Source organism: Bdellovibrio sp. HCB337 (assembly GCF_047302465.1).
In the GTDB taxonomy this organism is placed as follows: domain Bacteria; phylum Bdellovibrionota; class Bdellovibrionia; order Bdellovibrionales; family Bdellovibrionaceae; genus JACMRP01.
This window is the reverse complement of record NZ_CP178621.1, coordinates 3,964,605-3,983,868: the sequence shown is the minus strand read 5'-3', so window position 1 is coordinate 3,983,868 and position 19,264 is coordinate 3,964,605. Positions and strand designations below refer to the sequence as shown.

23 protein-coding genes are annotated in these 19,264 nt (G+C 43.8%); 18 read left to right on the top strand and 5 right to left on the bottom strand.

Annotated elements, in window-relative coordinates; all coding sequences use genetic code 11:
- Positions 1–55 precede the first annotated feature (55 nt).
- The 4 genes from ACLWBB_RS19190 to ACLWBB_RS19175 are packed head-to-tail and all read left to right on the top strand — an operon-like array spanning position 56 to position 2,652.
- Complete coding sequence (locus ACLWBB_RS19190; RefSeq protein WP_413289182.1) at positions 56–1,012, top strand: TerC family protein; 957 nt, start codon at positions 56–58, stop codon at positions 1,010–1,012.
- A gap of 3 nt (positions 1,013–1,015) precedes the next feature.
- Complete coding sequence (locus ACLWBB_RS19185) at positions 1,016–1,588, top strand: YqaA family protein (RefSeq protein ID WP_413289181.1); 573 nt, start codon at positions 1,016–1,018, stop codon at positions 1,586–1,588.
- Between the two features lie 9 nt (positions 1,589–1,597).
- Positions 1,598–1,969, top strand: a complete 372-nt coding sequence (locus tag ACLWBB_RS19180; RefSeq protein WP_413289180.1) for a YbaN family protein — start codon at positions 1,598–1,600, stop codon at positions 1,967–1,969.
- 26 nt (positions 1,970–1,995) lie between these two features.
- Positions 1,996–2,652, top strand: a complete 657-nt coding sequence (locus ACLWBB_RS19175; protein ID WP_413289179.1) for a hypothetical protein — start codon at positions 1,996–1,998, stop codon at positions 2,650–2,652.
- Here the strand turns inward: ACLWBB_RS19175 and ACLWBB_RS19170 are convergent.
- Together ACLWBB_RS19170 and ACLWBB_RS19165 are read right to left on the bottom strand one after the other, a co-directional pair.
- Positions 2,649–4,241, bottom strand: coding sequence for an ABC-F family ATP-binding cassette domain-containing protein (locus tag ACLWBB_RS19170; protein WP_413289178.1), 1,593 nt, complete (start codon positions 4,239–4,241; stop codon positions 2,649–2,651). The genes ACLWBB_RS19175 and ACLWBB_RS19170 overlap by 4 nt on opposite strands.
- Before the next feature lie 72 nt (positions 4,242–4,313).
- A complete protein-coding gene (locus tag ACLWBB_RS19165; protein WP_413289177.1) occupies positions 4,314–4,994 on the bottom strand; it encodes an ankyrin repeat domain-containing protein in 681 nt (226 codons plus the stop codon).
- 145 nt (positions 4,995–5,139) lie between these two features.
- Between ACLWBB_RS19165 and ACLWBB_RS19160 the strand changes: the two genes are divergently transcribed.
- The 5 genes from ACLWBB_RS19160 to ACLWBB_RS19140 all read left to right on the top strand — a co-directional run bounded on the left by ACLWBB_RS19160 (position 5,140) and on the right by ACLWBB_RS19140 (position 8,580).
- Positions 5,140–5,373 carry a hypothetical protein gene (locus ACLWBB_RS19160; RefSeq protein ID WP_413289176.1) on the top strand — a complete coding sequence of 78 codons (234 nt, stop codon included), beginning with the start codon at positions 5,140–5,142 and terminating at the stop codon, positions 5,371–5,373.
- Between the two features lie 301 nt (positions 5,374–5,674).
- On the top strand, positions 5,675–6,046 hold the full coding sequence (rnk, locus tag ACLWBB_RS19155; RefSeq protein WP_413289175.1) for a nucleoside diphosphate kinase regulator: 372 nt from the start codon (positions 5,675–5,677) through the stop codon (positions 6,044–6,046).
- A 57-nt stretch (positions 6,047–6,103) separates the two neighbouring features.
- Positions 6,104–6,703 (top strand): HD domain-containing protein, encoded by a 600-nt coding sequence (locus ACLWBB_RS19150; RefSeq protein ID WP_413291627.1) that lies wholly within the window; start codon positions 6,104–6,106, stop codon positions 6,701–6,703.
- Positions 6,704–6,706: 3 nt separating this feature from the next.
- Positions 6,707–7,576, top strand: coding sequence for an NAD-dependent epimerase/dehydratase family protein (locus ACLWBB_RS19145; protein WP_413289174.1), 870 nt, complete (start codon positions 6,707–6,709; stop codon positions 7,574–7,576).
- On the top strand, positions 7,576–8,580 hold the full coding sequence (locus ACLWBB_RS19140) for a VOC family protein (RefSeq protein WP_413289173.1): 1,005 nt from the start codon (positions 7,576–7,578) through the stop codon (positions 8,578–8,580). Before ACLWBB_RS19145 ends, ACLWBB_RS19140 begins: the two co-directional genes overlap by 1 nt.
- Here the strand turns inward: ACLWBB_RS19140 and ACLWBB_RS19135 are convergent.
- Positions 8,573–9,211 carry a hypothetical protein gene (locus ACLWBB_RS19135; protein WP_413289172.1) on the bottom strand — a complete coding sequence of 213 codons (639 nt, stop codon included), beginning with the start codon at positions 9,209–9,211 and terminating at the stop codon, positions 8,573–8,575. The two genes, ACLWBB_RS19140 and ACLWBB_RS19135, sit on opposite strands and share 8 nt — an antisense overlap.
- A gap of 64 nt (positions 9,212–9,275) precedes the next feature.
- Here ACLWBB_RS19135 and ACLWBB_RS19130 point away from each other — a divergent pair, with 64 nt between their 5' ends.
- The 9 genes from ACLWBB_RS19130 (at position 9,276) to ACLWBB_RS19090 (ending at position 17,319) form a co-directional block, all read left to right on the top strand.
- Positions 9,276–9,521, top strand: coding sequence for a hypothetical protein (locus tag ACLWBB_RS19130; protein ID WP_413289171.1), 246 nt, complete (start codon positions 9,276–9,278; stop codon positions 9,519–9,521).
- A gap of 19 nt (positions 9,522–9,540) precedes the next feature.
- Entirely contained in the window at positions 9,541–9,969 is a 429-nt protein-coding gene (locus ACLWBB_RS19125; RefSeq protein WP_413289170.1) for a VOC family protein, read from the top strand.
- Positions 9,970–10,040: 71 nt separating this feature from the next.
- Positions 10,041–10,382, top strand: a complete 342-nt coding sequence (locus ACLWBB_RS19120) for a hypothetical protein (protein WP_413289169.1) — start codon at positions 10,041–10,043, stop codon at positions 10,380–10,382.
- 62 nt (positions 10,383–10,444) lie between these two features.
- Entirely contained in the window at positions 10,445–13,567 is a 3,123-nt protein-coding gene (locus ACLWBB_RS19115; RefSeq protein ID WP_413289168.1) for an efflux RND transporter permease subunit, read from the top strand.
- Positions 13,568–13,580: 13 nt separating this feature from the next.
- Complete coding sequence (locus ACLWBB_RS19110) at positions 13,581–14,000, top strand: hypothetical protein (RefSeq protein ID WP_413289167.1); 420 nt, start codon at positions 13,581–13,583, stop codon at positions 13,998–14,000.
- Between the two features lie 6 nt (positions 14,001–14,006).
- Complete coding sequence (locus ACLWBB_RS19105) at positions 14,007–15,266, top strand: TolC family protein (RefSeq protein ID WP_413289166.1); 1,260 nt, start codon at positions 14,007–14,009, stop codon at positions 15,264–15,266.
- A 14-nt stretch (positions 15,267–15,280) separates the two neighbouring features.
- On the top strand, positions 15,281–15,718 hold the full coding sequence (locus ACLWBB_RS19100) for a GNAT family N-acetyltransferase (protein ID WP_413289165.1): 438 nt from the start codon (positions 15,281–15,283) through the stop codon (positions 15,716–15,718).
- Between the two features lie 96 nt (positions 15,719–15,814).
- On the top strand, positions 15,815–16,375 hold the full coding sequence (locus ACLWBB_RS19095) for a hypothetical protein (RefSeq protein ID WP_413289164.1): 561 nt from the start codon (positions 15,815–15,817) through the stop codon (positions 16,373–16,375).
- A 194-nt stretch (positions 16,376–16,569) separates the two neighbouring features.
- The gene (locus tag ACLWBB_RS19090; protein ID WP_413289163.1) at positions 16,570–17,319 is read left to right on the top strand and encodes a cyclic nucleotide-binding domain-containing protein; all 750 of its coding nucleotides are present in this window, start codon (positions 16,570–16,572) and stop codon (positions 17,317–17,319) included.
- Here ACLWBB_RS19090 and ACLWBB_RS19085 read toward each other — a convergent pair.
- Positions 17,309–17,788 carry a hypothetical protein gene (locus tag ACLWBB_RS19085; RefSeq protein WP_413289162.1) on the bottom strand — a complete coding sequence of 160 codons (480 nt, stop codon included), beginning with the start codon at positions 17,786–17,788 and terminating at the stop codon, positions 17,309–17,311. The genes ACLWBB_RS19090 and ACLWBB_RS19085 overlap by 11 nt on opposite strands.
- An 11-nt stretch (positions 17,789–17,799) precedes the next feature.
- Positions 17,800–19,197: a glycoside hydrolase family 3 N-terminal domain-containing protein gene (locus tag ACLWBB_RS19080; RefSeq protein WP_413289161.1), complete on the bottom strand. Its 1,398-nt coding sequence runs from the start codon at positions 19,195–19,197 to the stop codon at positions 17,800–17,802.
- Between the last annotated feature and the right edge of the window lie 67 nt (positions 19,198–19,264).

The window sequence follows — 19,264 nt, the reverse complement described above, 5'->3', positions numbered from 1 at the left end:
TATTTTCTTAAACAAAGGCCTTCCGTTTAAGATGGATGAAATTTAGGAGCATAGAATGAAGACTCTTTCTGAGATTTCAGTAGCACCCACGTGGTTATGGGTTAGTTTTTCCATCGGTATTTTAATCCTTCTGGCGATTGACTTAAGTCTTTTTGGCCGCGGAGATCATAAGATTTCTACCAAAAAAGCTCTGCTTGAAAGCGGCATTTGGGTCAGTGTCGCGTTGCTATTCAATGCTTGGTTTGCTTACACCTATGGCGCAGAACTGGGGTTAGAGTTTTTAACTGGCTACCTGGTAGAAAAGAGTCTGAGTGTAGATAACCTGTTCGTTATCGTTCTGATTTTTGCTTCGTTTAAAATTCCAGATATTTATCAACATCGTGTTCTGTTCTATGGCGTTTTAGGGGCGATTGTTCTTCGTGCATTATTTATTATTGTCGGTGCTCAGCTTCTTTATGCCTTCCACTGGATTCTTTATGTGTTTGGTGGCGTGTTGATCGTGACAGGTATTAAATTGCTGCGCGATACGGATGAACAGGTCAATGCGACTGAGAATTGGTCCATCCGTCTTATTAAGAAGATAGTTCCCACGACAAATAAAATTACGAATCATGATTTCTTTGTAAAAGAAAACGGTCTCCGTGTAGCAACACCTTTGTTCTTAGCCTTGGTGGTGATAGAGGTGACAGATCTTGTTTTTGCTGTGGATTCGATTCCGGCAGTTTTTGCTGTGACTCAGGATACATTTGTGGCGTTTGCCTCAAACATTCTAGCGATTCTTGGACTAAGGGCTCTGTACTTTGTGCTTGCGGATTTACTGGGTAAGTTACGCTACTTGAAGCCAGGTCTAGCTGCGGTTCTTGGTTTTATTGGCGTTAAGATGCTTTTGATAGATTTTTACAAAATACCGAGTTGGGTTTCGTTGCTTGTGATATTCTCAATCTTGGCAACAGCAGGATTAAGTTCTTGGTATGTTGCACGGATGGAAAATATCAAAAAACTGCAGCGGTGATAGATGACGATTGCTCAAAGGTTTCATGAAAAGACGCGTGCTCATGTTAAAACATTGCAAGGGTTTGTGGATCGTTATTGGTATCCTCCCTTCATCGGCTTTCTCGCGGCTCTTGATAACCTGATTGTTGTGATTCCGAACGATGGAATTCTTATTTCAAGCACGATGCTTATTCCCAAGCGTTGGCTTATTTTGGCTCTGAGTGTTGCTGTAGGATCGACATTTGGAGCTATCGCCTTATCATTGATCGTTGAACATCAAGGGTTGCCACTGATTCTTAAAATTTACCCTGGAATTGCTGACACAAGTTCTTGGAATCTCACTTTAGAGTTTTTTGAAAAGTACGGCCTTTTATTGGTTTTCGTAGTCGCCGTGACTCCATTTGTGCAGCAACCGGCTGTCATCTTGGCAAGCTTGGCGAAGACGCCGCTTTTTGAGCTTGCTGTGGTGATCTTTATTGGGCGACTGATCAAATTTTTGATCATGGCCTATATTGCCTCTCATGCTCCGCGCCTTTTAAAGAAGATGTGGGGAATCAAAGACGAACTCAATGACACTGGCGTGAAATTAGAATAGCTTCGGGCAATGAACTTGCAGATAAAGCGTTCTTTTTTTGTCGTGAGTGGGTTTCTCTTTTTGGTATTGGGGATTATAGGCATTTTTCTGCCGCTACTACCAACCACACCTTTTTTGCTTCTGACTGCTATCTGTTTTAGTAAGGGTTCCGAAAAGTTTCATTCATGGCTTATGAATCATCCGGTTTTAAGTCCGCCAATCATAGATTGGCAAAAGCGCAAAGCTATTCGTGTTCAGTACAAGATTCTTGCAACCGTCATGATGCTGGCCTCTGGCTATGCCATTTCTATGAAAGATACTATTCCAATGGCAGGCAAAGCCTCTTTCGGTGTCTTTGTAATCGCGATGCTTGCATTTATCTGGACTCGTAACAGCAAATAGATAAGCCTGTACCTATGAAAAATTCGATGAAAAAGATGATGGCTCTTTTAAGTTTTCGCCTGCATCGCGAAGACATTCTTGGATTTACCCAGATGGACTTATACGTAGGATTGTTCTTTACCTGGCTTGTAGGTATGGGACGTTACTGGGATCATCCGAAAGCCGAAATTCTTCAGTACTTGGGAGTTGGCTCAGTTATATATGCGCTTGTCTTTTCCGCATTTATTTTTGCTATTTTATGGCCTTTAAAAATCGAAAAACTTTCTTACAAGAATGTTCTTACTTATGTTTCTTTGACTTCATTTCCGGCGCTTCTTTATGCAATTCCAGTCGAGAAATGGACTGAGTTTTCGACAGCGGCATCCTTGAACGCCTACTTCCTGACTATCGTTGCCACATGGAGAGTCGCACTCTTACTCGCTTATCTTAAGAAGTTTGCAGGGCTGGGTGTCTTGCAAAGAGTCGTTGTAGGGTTTTTGCCTCTAACGTTGATTATTACTCTTTTAACGGCATTGAATCTGGAAAAAGCAGTATTTAATTTTATGGGTGCGCCTATTGCTCCGACAACCAGAGATACTGCTTACCAAATCCTGAACTTGCTGACCATGCTTTCGGTTTTATTCTTTATCCCGTTGCTATTGGGCTATGGTGTTATTGTCTATCGCCGACGTAAAAGCGCCTAAGCTTTCTGCTTAGCGCTGAGGTATTCGTCGTAGGTGATGTGATTGTCATAAACCACGCCTTGATCGATCTCGATGATACGATTCGCAACAGTTTGAATCAGTTCGTGGTCATGAGAAGTAAAGATCACGGTGCCTTTAAAACGGCTCAGGCCCTCATTCACGGCTGTGATGCTTTCTAGATCCAAGTGGTTTGTAGGACCATCTAGAATCAAGATGTTGGAACCCGAGAGCATCATCTTAGAGAACATGCAGCGAACTTTTTCGCCCCCAGAAAGAACACTTGGTTTTTTCAAAGCATCCGTTCCGCTAAAGAGCATTTTTCCTAAGAAACCACGTAGGAAAGTTTCGTCCTTTTCTTTTGAGAACGGACGAAGCCAGTCTACCAATGTTTCTTCGCCGCCTTTAAAATATTTCGAGTTGTCGGTCGGGAAATAGCTGATCGAGGTTGTGATACCCCACTGATAAGTTCCAGAGTCTGCTTGGAGTTCACCCGCAAGAATTTCTAAAAGCAAAGTTTTCGCTAAATCATTGCGACCAATCAGTGCAACTTTATCACCCTTTCTAAGAGTGAAATTAATGTTCTTAAGAAGCGTTTCGCCTTCCCAAGTTTTTGTGATCTTATCAACTGTCACAACATCGTTGCCGAGATCGCGAGTGATATCAAAACCGATAAAAGGTTGACGACGAGACGAAGCCGGCAAGTCATTGAACTCAAGTTTCTCTAATTGTTTCTGACGAGAAGAGGCCTGGCGAGATTTAGAAGCATTTGCGCTAAAACGGGCGATGAAGGCTTTAAGTTCTTCTGCTTTATCAGCGCTCTTTTTATTTTGATCCGATAAGAGGCGTTGGTTCAATTCGCTGGCTTGTCTCCAAAAATCGTAGTTGCCAGTGTAAGTAGTCACTTTGCCGAAATCGATATCGGCCATGTGAGTGCAAACCTTATTCAAGAAATGACGATCATGCGAAATCACGATAACGGTGTTTTCGAAGTTTAAAAGAAACTCTTCCAGCCATTGGATCGCATAAATATCCAAGTGATTCGTCGGCTCATCCAGAAGCAAGATGTCTGGTTTGCCAAAAAGAGCCTGAGCCAAAAGTACTTTCACTTTTTCGCCGCCATTAAGCTCTTTCATCAATTTGCCGTGGAGTCCTTCAGGAATCGCAAGGCCTGCCAACATCACAGCGGCTTCGGATTCTGCTTCCCAGCCATTGAGTTCTGCAAACTCGGTTTCAAGCTCAGAAGCACGTACGCCGTCTTCTTCACTGAACTCGGGTTTGGCGTAGATAGCGTCTTTTGCTTCCATCACCTTGTAGAGACGCTCATTTCCCATCAGGACGGTTTTTAAAACTGGGATTTCATCATAAGCATAGTGATCTTGTTTTAAAACGGAGAGGCGCAAATCCGATGCGATATGAACTTCGCCCGTGTTTGGTTCTAGTTCTTTTGAAAGAACTTTTAGAAAGGTGGATTTGCCCGCGCCGTTTGCGCCAATCAGCCCATAGCAGTTTCCAGGGGTGAATTTTACATTCACATCTTCAAAGAGTTTTTTGCCACCGAAACGTAAACTAACATTACTTGTACTGATCATATGGGAGGGTCCTTGTGAACCCCGATTTTTACGTGTTTCCCTGTGGAATTTCAACCCTTTGTTACGGAAGGATTACTTAGCGTGGGCCTTTTCCAGAATTTTCACGATTTCTTTGTAGCCCCGGCGTTTCGCGTGTTCCAGGGGAGTCACTCCGTCTCGGTCAGGAATGTTGAGGTCGGCACCGGCATCCACCAATAGCTGGACGATTTCTTGGTGTTTAGGACCGCCATCGCTTAGAACAATGGCTTCCATAAGGCCCGTCCATCCTAGTTTATTGACGTGATTGATATCGATTTTTGTTTTGAGAAGTTCCTTCACGACATCGACATGCCCACGCTCACATGCGGGGATAAGGGCCGTACCGCCATAACGATTGTAGACTTTGAAGTTAGGCTTATCGGCCAAGATCAATTTTAGAATTTCCAACCGGCCAGCGGCACCTGCATACAGCAAAGGGCTATCTAATTTGTCATCTTGAAGATTTACATCCGCGCCCGCCTTGACTAAAGCACGCGCGATTTCGACATCGTCATTTTCCGTTGCAATCAAAAGAGCTGTGCGGCCTTTAGAATCACGGATGTTCAGCTTTGCTTTGGTTTTAATCAGGTCTTTGATTTTGGCAAGATCGCGATTTTGTGCAGCTTTAATAAGTTGGTTGTTGTGGGTCTCAGTAATCACAGAAGACTCCTTTGCAGCATAAAGGGAAACAGGGCTAAGAAAAATAAGTGCAATATACAAAATGGAAAAATTCATTATCCATCACTAGCGTGGAGACAGGTGGATGAAAAATGAAATTTTCTTCACCTCGTGCCAGGTTTTTCAGCACCAACTAGGGTCAGATTTTTTAAGACTCAAAATGCTTCATAAATAAGAAAATGCCATGTACAGTTTCCGAGTCATGAAAAAGAAACTTCTTTGGCTTTCTGCCATTCTTTTTGCGGTTCTTCTTGGAGGATTCGCCTATTCACTTCGCCCTAAATGCGATTTGATAGCGGACGAAGCTCTCATTCATTTTAGTGTACCTATCGAGCAAAGAACTGATCGTGATTTTTACCTGAAAGTCTTTCAGAAGAAAGCAGACGGGCACTGGTATCAGTGCAAAACGGCTTTATCGCGCACGTTCTTTTTTTAACAGCCCAAGCCAACGCGACGCCGTGTCCAGTTTTGAGGCAAAAAAGAGCATGGAATCTTCCGCGTGTCAGGACTTTCGCAATCCTACAATTTAGGCTATAGTATGCTTTATGGGACCTGTGTTTCATTTTTTAATTTTACTTTCCTCATCTCTGACTCATAAGCATGAGCTGAGTTTGAAATTTATTTCTGTTGGCGGTTGAGGCTTTTCCTTTTCCCCCAACCGCCGCTCATTCTAGCGCCCCCATCTAAAAACTAAAAAATTGAATTTCCTCACGAAAGAGGGAATAGGAGCTATTTTTATGGCAGAGCAGAACCTTATTATTACACAATCAGATTTTCAGAAAATTTCTTTATTAATCAAAGACTTGGAATCCCCAACGGCGATTCTATTGGAAGAAGAGCTGGGACGAGCAGCCGTCGTGCCTGACGAACAAGCACCCGCAGACTATGTGTCAATGAACTCCAGAGTTCGTTTCATGGATTTGGGCATGAACAAGGAATCCGAAGTAACCTTGGTGTATCCGCACGAGGCCAATTTGACCGAGCATAAGATTTCGATCTTGGCGCCGATGGGAGCGGCTTTAATTGGCCTTCGTGTTGGTCAGAAGATTCACTGGCCTTTCCCGAATGGCAAAGCGCGTGAGATTCAAGTTTTGTCTGTGCTAACTTAGGCGGAATGCTAAGATAGCTGCATGCTTGAAAAATTTGAGCCGCTCTTTGAGAAAAAGATTGCTGGGATTGCGACTGCAGAGGATCCCGCTCATGATTTGTTACACTTTAAGCGCGTTGTGAAAACAGCGAGGAACTTGTGCGCCCAAGAAAAAGGACGTTTGGAAGTTGTCTTGCCAGCAGCGTGGCTTCATGACGTGGTGATTATTCCTAAAAATGATCCACGTCGGAGTCAGGCTTCGCGTTTGTCGGCTGAAACGGCCGTCGCATTTTTAAAAGAGATTCAATATCCTTCTGAATACTTTGAAGACATCGCTCATGCGATCGAAGCCCATAGTTTTAGTGCGAATATTACGCCGCGAACTTTAGAGGCCGAGATCGTTCAAGATGCCGATCGTTTGGACGGCCTTGGGGCCATAGGAATTGCCCGCTGTTTTGCAACGGCAGGGCTTTTAAAGAGACCTTTTTATTCTGAAGAGGATCCTCTTTGCAAAAGCAGGCCCGTGGATGATCGCTATTTCACCGTGGATCACTTTTTTGCTAAGTTGTTTAAGACAGCAGAAAGTTTACAAACTTCTGCCGGCCGAATAGAAGGCCAAAATAGAATTCGTGTGATGAAAAATTACTTAGATGATTTAGATAAAGAGATTGGTTTGTAAACTATGAAAATATTGGTTCTTGGTGGCACCCGCTATTTTGGCAAAAGACTTGTTCATTCTTTAATCGCGAAAAACCACGATGTGACAGTTCTTACTCGCGGGAATACCAAAGATGATTTTGGTTCCAAGGTAAAACATCTTGAAGCAGATCGTACTCAGCTAGAGTCTATGAAAAAAGCACTTGGCGATAAGACCTTCGATGTTGTCGTCGACAATATTTGCATGACCGCTAAAGATGTTGAGATTTCGTTGGAACTCTTCAGTGGTAAAATCAAACACTATGTGATGACATCGACCGTGTCGGTTTATCATTTTGGGGCTAACCTCAAAGAAGGGGATTTTAACCCGCTGACTTATCAAGCAGTTGCACCGACGAATCCTGCCGAGGTTTATGCAGAAGGAAAGCGTGCAGCTGAAAATGTTTTTGCAGCTAAAGCTCCGTTTAAATGGGCCTTTGCACGTATTCCAGTTGTTGTTGGCGAAGATGACTATACCGAGCGTTTGCTAAAACAAGTACAAAGTATCAAAACCGGCAAGCCACTTTACTATCCAAACTTAGACGCGAAGTTTTCGTTCATCCGTTCAGAAGATGCAGCTAATGCACTGTTGTGGATTATTGAAAACCACAAAGAGGGTATTTACAACTTCGCATCTGAAGAGCCTATGGTTTTAAGATCACTTGTTCATCTCATTGAAAAAGTTGTGGACAAGAAAGTGAGCCTTAGCGACAAGGCCTCTCAAGAGTATTGGTCTCCGTATGGAATTCCTGCTGATTGGTATGTAAATGTCAGCAAGGCCTTCGGAGAAGGGTATCGTGCGCCTCAAGTGATGGAGTGGATGCCAGGTCTTATCAAAGTATTGGCGGAGAAATAATGAACAAGAGTGATTTTTACTCTCAAGCGGAGTCTTTTTTGGTTCATCTATTTGAGCAACTGAAAGCTCATAAAGTGGATTTGAAGCCCCATTGGAGTATTGATCATCTGTGTTTTCGTGTACAAAGTGCCGAAGCTTATCAGCAGTACAAACAAGAATTTGAAAAATTTGGATCTATGCTGATTGAAAGCGAAGTAAATGGTCGAATGATTGCCACTTACAAGCTGCAAGAGCCTGTGCGTTTTCGTGGCTACAATATTGATGTTGTCGAACTTCCAGCCCCAAAACCTGGCAAAAACACTCCAGAAGGTTTTGAGCATGTTGAAGTCGTTGTCGACGAAAGCTTTCAGAGTTTGAAAGAACGGTTTAAACATTGTCAGATGGATGACGGTGGTCTTAAAAAGCTTTTCAATCAAGAGCTCGAGATTGAAATGCAAGGTTGTGCTTTGAAATTTCATCCTCTGTCTTTAGAGTCAGTCATCGCCATTGAAAAGAATCAGAATGTTTATCGAGCTTTGACGGGGTCAAAAGTTTTAGAGATTTTGAAGCCCTATCATCCCGTAGTTGCAGGCACTTTTCCTTTAGAAGTTCATACAGACCAATCGGATCTTGATATTTTAGTGACGGCATCTGATTTAGGGGAGCTATCTAAAGTTTTGCAAAAGAATTTTTCAACCTTCGAACTATTTGCGATTTCTCAGAAACCAATTAGCGGTAAAGAGACTTTGCTGGCTCGTTTTTATTATAAGAATGTTCCATTTGAAATCTTCGCACAAAATACTGAAAGCGTTCAGCAGATGGCTTATCTTCATTTTCAAGTAGAGGAGCGTTTGTTGAGACTCGGTGGGGGAAAGTTCCGTCAACAAGTTCAAGAGCTCAGAAAACAGGGGCTTAAAACAGAACCTGCTTTCGCAAAAGCGTTGAACATACCTGGAGACCCCTACGAAGCACTCTTAAGACTACACTCTTTAAAAGAGGGCGACCTCGAAAAGCTTCTTATTTAGTTGAAATATACTTTGCGTCGATACCTACGAGGGCTGCAACCGTTGGATCCCGTTTAGGGTATATAAAATAGGCGGGAACCGGTAGGGTCTTGCGTTTTCCTTTTTGATCGTACCAATCGTCGCCTTTTTTCAAGGATTCTTCGGCCCCATTGTTGATGAAATTCCAAATGCGTGTGGAAAACTGTTCTCTTACATAAAGCTCAGCGCCAGTCGAAGAGTAGGCCTTTCCAACAACGACCATGTGGTCTTGACGACGACTTTGCCCGGGCACATAGGTGCTTGATTCTAAGGTTCCTTCGACGAACTCGAAATCGTTGGGGTTTTGAGCGAAGTTTCTAAGGGGATTGATTTTGACTTCTTGAAGAAACATCCTAGTTCCCACAAAAAACAATGAGGCTAGAGCGATCATAACAACACTGGCCGCAAACATCGAGACCTTGTAGCTCTGGTATTCAACCCCTTGAAAAATGAAAAACCCGGCAAAAATCAAACTGGCTATTCCCGCAACGGCAAATGCTAAAACTCCAAAGTATCCGATGGTCCCGCTCGCGCGGATGAGTTTTTTAATTCGACGCTTGTCATGAAGCTCAGTTTCATTGTGAACGATTAAATGTTGCCAGGACGTATACATGATACCTAGGATGGAAGATGTTGGACTTTTAGTAAAGATTATTAAGACGGCAAGGAGAACATCTATGTCAGACGACTTAAAAGCAGAAATCGAACGACTTAAAGCAGAAAACGAAAATTTGAAAAACAAAAAAGGTGCTAAGGGAACACTGTCCATGAAAGTCAGTGAAAAAGGCGCTTTGTCCGTTTACGGAATGGGCCGCTTTCCTGTGACTCTTTACAAAGAGCAATGGTTAAAGCTTTTAGGTATTGCTGAAGACATCAAAGCTTTCATCAAAGAGAATGATGATAAGCTAAAAACCAAAGAATAAATTTTGGAGGGCTTCGAAAATGGAAACAATGGAGTTACATCGAGGACGTTTGATCGATCACATTCAGTTTGTGGTAAAAGATCTTAAAGCGAGCCAGAAATTCTATGAAGCCATTTTCAAAGCGCTGGATATTCCGATGGGCGGCGTTGGTGAAGACTATTTTTGGGTGGATGAGCTTTTCATTTCATCACAAAATAGCAAGTCCTCCGCCGGCCAATTAACTGGGCGAACCCATCTGGCATTTCAAGCCAAGGATCAAGAGCAGGTCCAAAGGTTTTACCGCGCGGGTCTTGAGGCCGGTGGTCGTGACAACGGGGCTCCGGGGCAGCGGCCCTATCATCCAGGCTACTATGCTGCGTTTCTTATTGATCCAGATGGTAATAATATCGAAGCGGTCTATCATGGGCCAGCGAAGAAGTCTGCGGAATCAGTAAAGATTACGTTTTAGGATACGTCTTCGGTTTTTGTGACAATACCAAAAAATTTAGTTTCGTTGACTGTTTTGCAAAGAAGTCTAATATGGGCGTGATGTTAAGGCGCATGGCTCAACTCTTTTTTGTGGTCTTTCTTTTTGTCTCATTTCTAGAGACCAGTTTTGCCCATTCAGAAGTTTTCAAGCATTCACATTCGGATGCTCAGATGCAGTCCGAACAAGTTATTCCAGAAGAAGAGCATGCTCAAAATGAAGAGCATTGTCCTTTTGAAGCCATTCATCACTGCTGTCATATCAACATTGTTTTAAAGTCAGAGCTTTTTAGGTTGGTTGCGTTTTCTGCGGGTCCCCAAGTCTTTTGGGATTTTAACCAACTGATAAAGCCTTTTCCCTTCTTAGACGGTCCTTTTCAGCCTCCACGGGCATAAGGCCTTTCTTTCTTGATATATCGTTCAAATTTTTATTCTGAATTCATCGCACGGAGGTGTGCGTGTTAAATATTATAATACGTTTTGCTTTAAATCATAGGATGTTTGTTGCGGCACTGACGGCTTTGATTGTGGTCACAGGCGCTATCACTCTCAAGAATCTTCCGATTGATGTGTTTCCTGATATCACAAAGCCTACAGTCACAATTATGACTGAAGGACATGGTATGGCCCCAGAAGAGGTCGAGACTCGGGTGACTTTACCTATCGAGTCTTATCTGAACGGACTCAGTGGAGTTGAACGCATTCGTTCTCAGTCGGGAATCGGTCTGTCAGCTATTTATGTTGAGTTTGAGTGGGGCACGGATATCTATCGCAATCGTCAATTGGTACAAGAAAAGTTGAACTTGGTTCAAGAGCGCTTGCCGAAAGATGTTGTTCCTGTCATGGGTCCCGTTGGCTCGCTCATGGGGCAGATTCAGCAGATAGCTGTGACCAGTGAAAAAGGCGAAGTCAGCCCGTTAGAGCTTCGCGGAATTGCCGAGTGGGTGCTTCGTCCTCGCTTAATGACAATTCCCGGAGTCACCCAAGTTATTTCAATAGGTGGAGGTCTCAAGCAATATCAAATTCTGGTTTCAGCTGAGAAACTGAATCGCTATCAACTTTCCATCGAGAGTGTCGATAAGGAACTCGCTCAAATCAGTCAAAACACTACCGGGGGTTTTCTTGAGAAAGAAGGCCAAGAGTTCCTGGTTCGAAATATCGGTATTGTGGACGGCCTTGAGGATATCCAGAAAACTTTGGTGGGCTTGCATTTTGGCCGACCGATTTTAGTCAGAGATATCGCCGAAGTCGTAGAAGCACCAAGATTGAAGCGTGGAGATGGAAGTTTTAATGGTAAGCCTGCCGTAGTAATGACTATTCAAAAACAACCGGGCGCCGATACGACCCAGATTACTCGCGACATCGAAAAAGCAATCGAAGAACTTCGTCCCTCGCTGCCAAAAGGTGTGGTCGTAAACCCAGATGTTTTCAAGCAAGCGAATTTTATTGAGGCCTCGATCAAAGGAATCATCGGAAAATTGCAGTTTGGAACCGTTTTGGTTTTCGTGGTTCTATTTATTTTCCTGGCCAACTTAAGAATGTCTGTTATCACATTGACGGCAATTCCGGTTTCGTTTTTGGTGACCGCGATTGTGTTTAAATTCTTTGGCCTGAGTGTAAATACTATGACCCTAGGTGGACTAGCCATTGCCATCGGGGAATTGGTGGATGACTCGATTGTCGACGTGGAAAATGTTTTCCGCCGCTTGCGTGAGAATGCTCATAGTAAAAATCCTAAATCGATGCTGAGAGTGATCTATGATGCCTCCAGTGAAGTACGAAACTCTATCGTTCTTGCGACGGTCATTATTGCTCTTGTGTTCTTACCTTTATTTCAGTTGGAAGGTTTGGAAGGACGCTTGTTTGCTCCACTCGGAGTTGCATATTTGACGGCACTAGTTGCTTCGCTGGTCGTCTCTTTGACTCTAACCCCGGTACTTTGTTCGTATTTACTAAAGGGATCTTTGCAAAAACATGAGGATACACGTTTTGTTACGTTCCTTAAAAACTGGGACCGCAAAATTCTAGAGTGGGCTTTGCCAAGATCTCAGTGGGTTCTTGGTGGAGCCATCGTGCTTCTATTGATAGCGGTGGGTTTAGTGCCTTTGATGGGACGAGACTTTCTGCCGAAGTTCAATGAAGGCACTGCGATGGTGTCTATCATTGCCACGCCAGGTACTAGTCTAAATGAGTCCAATGCTATCGGTTTAAAAGCCGAGAAGATCATGATGGAGACTCCAGAGGTAAAATCGGTTTCACGAAAAACGGGCCGTGCTGAAATGGATGAACACGCCATGGGTGTGAATGTCAGTGAAATCGATGTAGATTTCCATGAAGAAGGACGTCCTCGGGAAGTAGTCCTTAATGATATTCGTAACAGACTGAAAGAGCAGATCCCGGGCGTCGGAGTGAACGTCGGTCAACCGATCTCCCATTTAATTGATCACATGCTTTCAGGTGTTAGCGCGGCACTGGCGATTAAGATCTTCGGTCCTGATTTAACAACACTTCGAGAAAAAGCCATAGAACTGCAAGAAGCTATTAAAGACACCAAAGGTTTGGTGGATTTAAAGATCGAACAGCAAGGCTTGATTCCTCAAGTAAAGATTCATGTAATGCGTGAGGAAGCTGCGAAGTTTGGCCTTAGCGCAGGCGAAGTGACGACTCTTTTAGAAGCCGCCTTTAATGGCGAAGTGGTTACACAGATTCTGGAAGAAACTCGTTTGTATGAAGTCTTTTTCCAGTTTGATAAAAACTCGCGTGCGGATCTTGAAAAGATGAAAAAGACCGTGCTGAAGGTGATGCCCGACGGAAAGAAAGTCACTTTGGAAGAAGTGGCAGATATCTATGAAACCACGGGGCCGAATGAAATTAATCGAGAGAACAACCAGCGCCGTATTGTGATTAGTGCCAATGTCAGCGGTCGCGATCTGGGTGGAGTTGTTGCAGAGATTGAAAAGAAAGTGAAAGAAAAAGTTCCCATGCCAGAAGGTTACTATGTGGTTTATGGCGGACAGTTCGAAAGTCAGCAAGCGGCGACTCGCAAGATTCTATTGTTTGGATTCTTATCGTTGATCGGTATCGCTGTTGTATTATTCGGTCACTTTCATTCACGTATGATTACTTTGCAAATCATGGCGACGATTCCGTTGGCATTTATCGGCGGTATTATGCTTCTGTTTGTGACGGATCGTTCTATCACTGTGGCGAGTCTGGTCGGCTTCATAACTCTTTGCGGGATTGCTTCTCGTAACGGAATCATGATGATTTCGCACTACTTACATCTTTTGAAATATGAAGGTGAGTCTTTCACAAAGGAAATGATCATACGTGGCTCTCAAGAGCGCTTAGTGCCGGTCATGATGACGGCCTTTGTAGCGTCACTGGCGTTATTGCCATTGGTGTTTGCTAAAGGGCAGCCTGGTAGTGAAGTTCTGCACCCAGTAGCAGTTGTGATCGTGGGCGGGCTTTTAAGCTCGACCTTACTGGATATTATTATTACACCGACTCTTTTTTATCGGTTTGGTAGAAAAGCCGCGGAAGATTCAATGAAACATGAAGAAAACCAAGAACAAATTTAAGAACGGAGATTCTATGAAAAATATTTTTGCAAAACTAATGATGAGCGTATTGTTAACACTTTCTTTGAATGTCTTTGCCCACGAAGGCCACGACCATGACGGGCCTACAAATGTGCAAGCACCAAAAGGTGGCGTGATTAAAGGCTTGGAAGAGACCTACGTAGAAGTAGTGAGCAAGGGTAAAGATGTGAAAATTTACTTGTATGACAAAGAACTAAAACCACAAGATGTCACAAAGTATAAGGTATCTGCCGAAGCAGAGTTGCCTAAAGCAAAAAAGAAAGAGCCGGTAACTTTGACGTCTAAGGGGACTCACTTCGAAGCAAGCTTTGATGCCAAAGGGGCCCATCGCTATACATTGATCGTTTCTGTAGTGGATCCCAAAACGGGCCATGACGACAGTCTAAAATTTACTGTCGAACCACGTAAGTAGGGTCCTATGAGCAGAAAAATGATAGGCGTTTTCGCAGTCGCGCTTTGCCTTTTCCAGGAAAGCGCCTTTGCCGAGAGCGAAAAAATCAATTCTGAAACCTTGAGAAGTCTTTTAGAGACTAAAAATGCAAAAGTCCAAGCGGCTCAAAAAGGCAAAGAAGCAGCTGAAGAAAAAGAAGGCTACTTAACAAGATCGTTTTTGCCGTCCCTTGAGATGTATGTAGGCCAAGAAACCTTTAAACCTGGAAGGCAAGATACAGTTACGGAGCCAGCGTATGGTGCGGAACTGCGAGTAAATCTGTTTAATGGTGGCCGTGACCAGTTGGAAAACCGCGTACGCGAACTCGGAACTGAAAAGAAAGGGTTTGAAGTACAAAGAGTTCTTTCGGAAGAACTCGAGAAAGCACGCACGGAGTACTGGCATAGCCTGTACTACCGCGAAAAAATCAGTCTTTTGCAATCGACGATTGAGGTGAATAAACAGAACTTGAGTTCTGCAGATCGCCGGATTCGTAGTGGTGTTGCTACAGAGTCCGATCGTGTCGAGTTTGAGATGCAAGCGATCGAGTTAGCCCAAGAGCTGTCAGAGTCTAAGATGAAGCAAGAAAGTCACTTGCGGAATTTGAAAGTGCTTTTGGGGGTCGCCAAATTAAACGTGGGATCACTCAGTGAAAAACTGGATCATGAACACGAATACGAAGGTGAACTTAAGCACAGTATGAAGGACCACGAGTTTTTGGTTAAAGAGAACGAAATATTGGCGGAGCAAAACCGACTTCTTGCCAAGAAAGAAAAGCGAGAATGGTGGCCAAAGCTCGAGGCATTTGCGGCTTACAATCAGTACAATGAAAGAGACAAAGAGTTTGCTGATGCGCAGGACCGAACGGAGTCCGTGGTTGGGCTGCGTGTGAACTTGAGTGCATCGGCAGGTTTGGAGTCCCGTCGCGAAGGGGCGGCTCTTCAGAAAGAAGCCGAAGGAGCTAGTGCGATAGCTGTATTTCAGAAAACAGAGATTGAAGCTCATCTTGAAAACGAGATGGCTGAGCTGAGTCTGATGCATAGCCAAATTCACGACGCTGAAGAGAATATTAAGAGAGCTGAAAAATACTATCGCCTTACCCAATCAGAGTATGGGCGAGGAGTTAAGAACTCTCCGGATGTTCTAGGGGCGTCAGAAAAACTATTCGAGACACGTCATAAGCGTTTGGAAATAGTTCGTGATTTTCAGCTTGCAAAAGCCCACGTCTTGTCCAAAATCGGTAAATAGACAAAAGGAAACCCATGGACAGCTCGAAAATCAAGTATGTAAAGATTCAAAATCGCGAGGACCTAGAAAAATGTTTTCCTTTGATGAAAGAGCTGCGTCCGCATCTTTCGGAACAGGACTATTTGGAAATTTACCGTCATGCCCACGCTATGGATGGATATGAAATTGTGGCTTTGGAATATGATGGCAAACTTGCGGCTTTGATGGGTTATCGTCTGATTTACGATTTTGTCCGTGGTAAGCACCTGTATATTGATGACCTTGTGAGCACTGATAAGATGCGTTCGCAGGGTCTAGGTGCTGAGCTCTTGAAACATGCTGAAAGCATTGCGCAGAGTTTAGGATGTAAAACACTGCGTCTTTGCACTGGTGTTGAAAATGAGCGTGGCAAGAAGTTCTATGAGAAAAATAAATGGACCTTCAGGGCCTACGCTTTCACTAAAAAAATTTAGTCTCTAAAGCGCGCGAATATATCGAAAACTGGACTAAAAGACGATCATTTTGCCCTTTTGTTGCTGCTAACATGAGGAATAACAAAAGGAAGCTTTATGCGCATTTTACTATTCGCTGCACTTTGTATTTTAACCGCTGCTTGCGGTAGCACTCCGAAACAAATTGAATCCCCATTGATGCGCGAGAAAACCACGATGCCGTCAGAGCCCGTGGATACGTCAGCTCCTTCCGTGGATTATATTGGCTTGCAAAGAGCCTTAGGGATGGAAATTCCGACAAACAATCTAGGTTACAAAGAGAAAGTCTTTAATACTTGTGAAGCAGGTTATGGCTATTCCAGCACTCATAATTGTCATCGCGAATATATGGTTGTGATTAACATTCAATTGCAATGCCGGGATTCCGTCGGGCAGGTTTCCGAGGGTGTGAACAACGCTGATCTTTCACCAATCGCAAGTAAAACTGTGAAATGGAACTTAAAAGGAACGCAAGGAACTTCACAGACAGACTTTGATGGTTTCGCACAGATAATGACCGTTTCAAACATGTCCCAAAAACAGCAGCGTTTGAAATTAGCGGTTGGAAATGAATTCCTTTACATGCGCGCCAATGAAATTACAAGAGTGGTGACTCCTCGTAACTGGTGCGAACAGTAAATCAAATTGAAACAATATTCTTGAGACGATTAGAAGTTCTACAGGTTTTCTCAGAGTGATGCGAATTTAAAGCATCCTGGCGTTCCTGTTGACAGTACCTTGAGTGTGAACGCTATCGGAGTGATAATAGTTATACAAGTAGCACGTGGACTGTGTTCCGATACGAGATGACTATTAATGGAAGAAGGTACAACATGGCACGTAATCAAGATAAAAACGTCTTTCTAATTGTCAGCGGTAATGCAAATCGAATTACGGCATTATCTGAGATTCTAAGTAAGAATTATTCGAATTGCTCGATCTTTCATGCGGCAGATTGGTTTGATACAAAGTACAAAATTGATAACGTCTTTCCAAAAGTGGTAATCATAGACGAGTATCTACCAAAAGTTTCTGGCCTTGAAGTGGTAGCAAAAACATACAAAGAAAAAAACTACGAAAATATACATATAGTTATCATGTCCGTAGTCGCGGACCACGACATGTATCCTGCAAATGGACGCATTCACTATCTCACAGAGCCTGAGCGTGAACATGCGGTGCTTGAATGCCTTGCCAAGATAGTTGCTCCGAAACAAGGAATACCTAGTCCTGGCTATACCTTGCGCCATCTCAATGCTGGTGATCTGCTCTTCAAGGAAGGGGACAGCACCGAGGCCGTCTATATAGTAAAGAATGGTACATTAAAAGCTTACTCGGATACGCTTGCTGGTGGCCGAGTGATCTTGGGTGAAATTGGAGCGGGCGAGTTTGTCGGTGAAATGGGTCACTTCAACGCGGATCCGCGGTCAGCGACAGTAGAAGCTGTCACCGAGGTTGATCTCGTGGAAATTCCATTGTCTTCATTAGATAGTGTAATCTTCTCAAAACCTTCGTGGGCACGAGCTCTGGTAAAGACTCTGTCGCACAGATTGAAGCGTGCTAATAAAGTTCTTACTGGATAGAGATTATATCGTACTCAAGGACCTGAGGACCATTTTCAATTAAAGCCGTGTCGTCGACACGAAGGCCTAACATCGCTTCGCCTAAAGGGCTGCTTGGAGTGATGACCTGAATTTTTTTTCCTTCAAAAGTAAGATTGATCCCGCCACCTTTGGACATCACAAAGAAATAACTGCGTTTGCCATTGAGCTCGGCTTCTACCAAAGCTGTTGCTGATATAACATCGTTGGGACCGAAGCTTTTGGGCTCGACATGCTTGAAGAGCACTAAAAGCTCTTCAGTGTCAGTGATACGTTTAGATTGAGCGCCTGCTAAGTAAGACGCTTCTAAGGCCCGGGTATCATATTCGTTCTCGGGCTTGCTTTCTTCGTGAGTGGCAGCTTCACGAGTCACACGTTCAGCCTCTTTTAAGACCAAAAGATCTTTTTCCAAATCTGCACGAATCTGAGCAATGAGTTTTTTCTTATCCAAAGCAACCTCTTCTAATTCTTCTTTAAAGAATTACCTCGAATTGAGAGTTCACTCAAGATTTGATTGTAACGGGTGCGCGATTCTGCCGTCAGGTTTGTTGGTGCCTGAGAACTCAAGTAAGTATGAGGAGCTTTGATCGCGCCACGTGCGCGGTCATGGGCAGCCAAACTTTCGGTGATGCGCTCCATGAATTTTTTATGAGTGTCTTCCCAGCTCTTGCCAGTGCGTTTCGTCAGTTGGTTTTTTTCTTCTTCACTCAATGTTCCGTCATAGACTTTGCGGAAATAATTGATGGACTCTGCGAAGCGAGCGCCTGGAATCATCAGTAAATCGATGCCAGAAAGGAAGCTGTTCAAATACACAGGCATTAATTGGGCACTCTTCATATTGCCGTATTCACCCATCCACATAGCATCACTGACCACAAGGCCTGTAAATTCCATTCTCTTTTTAAGAAGGCCGTTGATGGTTTTTGGCGATTCGGTTGTTAGGTTCTCATCGTCATAAGCCATGAATTTTGCATGAGTCGTCATTACGCTGAGTAGGCCCTCAGATTTTTTAGCTTTTGAAAATGTAACTAGATCAATGAATGGCTTTAAATGTTCTTGCAGGGTTGCTTCGTCGGTCGTTGCTGCGGTGACAGTTCCATCGTGAGTATCCCCTTTCGTCAAGCCAAGACCAGGGAAGTGTTTGGTCACGAAGATCACGTCTTTCGTTTTGACAAATTCTTCTAGAATTTTAGTAACACAACGGCTAGCGTCTTCAGAGTTTTTAGAAATCGCACGCACTGATGTTAGTGCCTGAGTCGCAAGATCACTTACAACCGATAGGGGATAGTTGATACCGACAGATTTAAGTTCTTCAGCCATGATCTTGCCATGCAAACCACAAAGCTCCATGTCGTAGTCTTGAACGGAAACACCCAACCAGCGTGGGTGAGCTAACGCTGAGAATCCTTTTGTAAAACGTTGAACACCAGGAACAGAAGACCCTGAAGGAGTTTTGTTAAGAGCACCCCCTTCGTAGTCAGTCGAGAACAAAAGAGGTTTAAGTTTCATGGACTCAGCCTGCGCAGAATAAGCTCGGACTGATTCACGAACAGCGGAAGCGTCTGCAGAGTTACCATTCCAGAATAGAATTCCGCCAGGAGGATTATTTTTGATCGCCTTCAGCATCGAGGAATTCGCACCCACATTGAATTGCTCGACCAAAAAGAAGTAACCGAGCTTGCTGCGATTTGGGTCCGTCGAAGGATCCTGATCCTCTACAGAAGCCATATAGAAATCTTCTTCATGTTCATGGTCGCGATCGCGGTTTAGATCGGAGGGAAGTTGAGCTCCACACGCCGTCAGCAGGAGAGTCGCCGCTGACAAAGTCAAACTTAGGAAAGAACGCTTAAATGGACGCATAGAGAACCTCCGTAATAGGATCTGTACACTCCAAATCCCGTACCGAGTTTAAGAGTATTTATAAGCA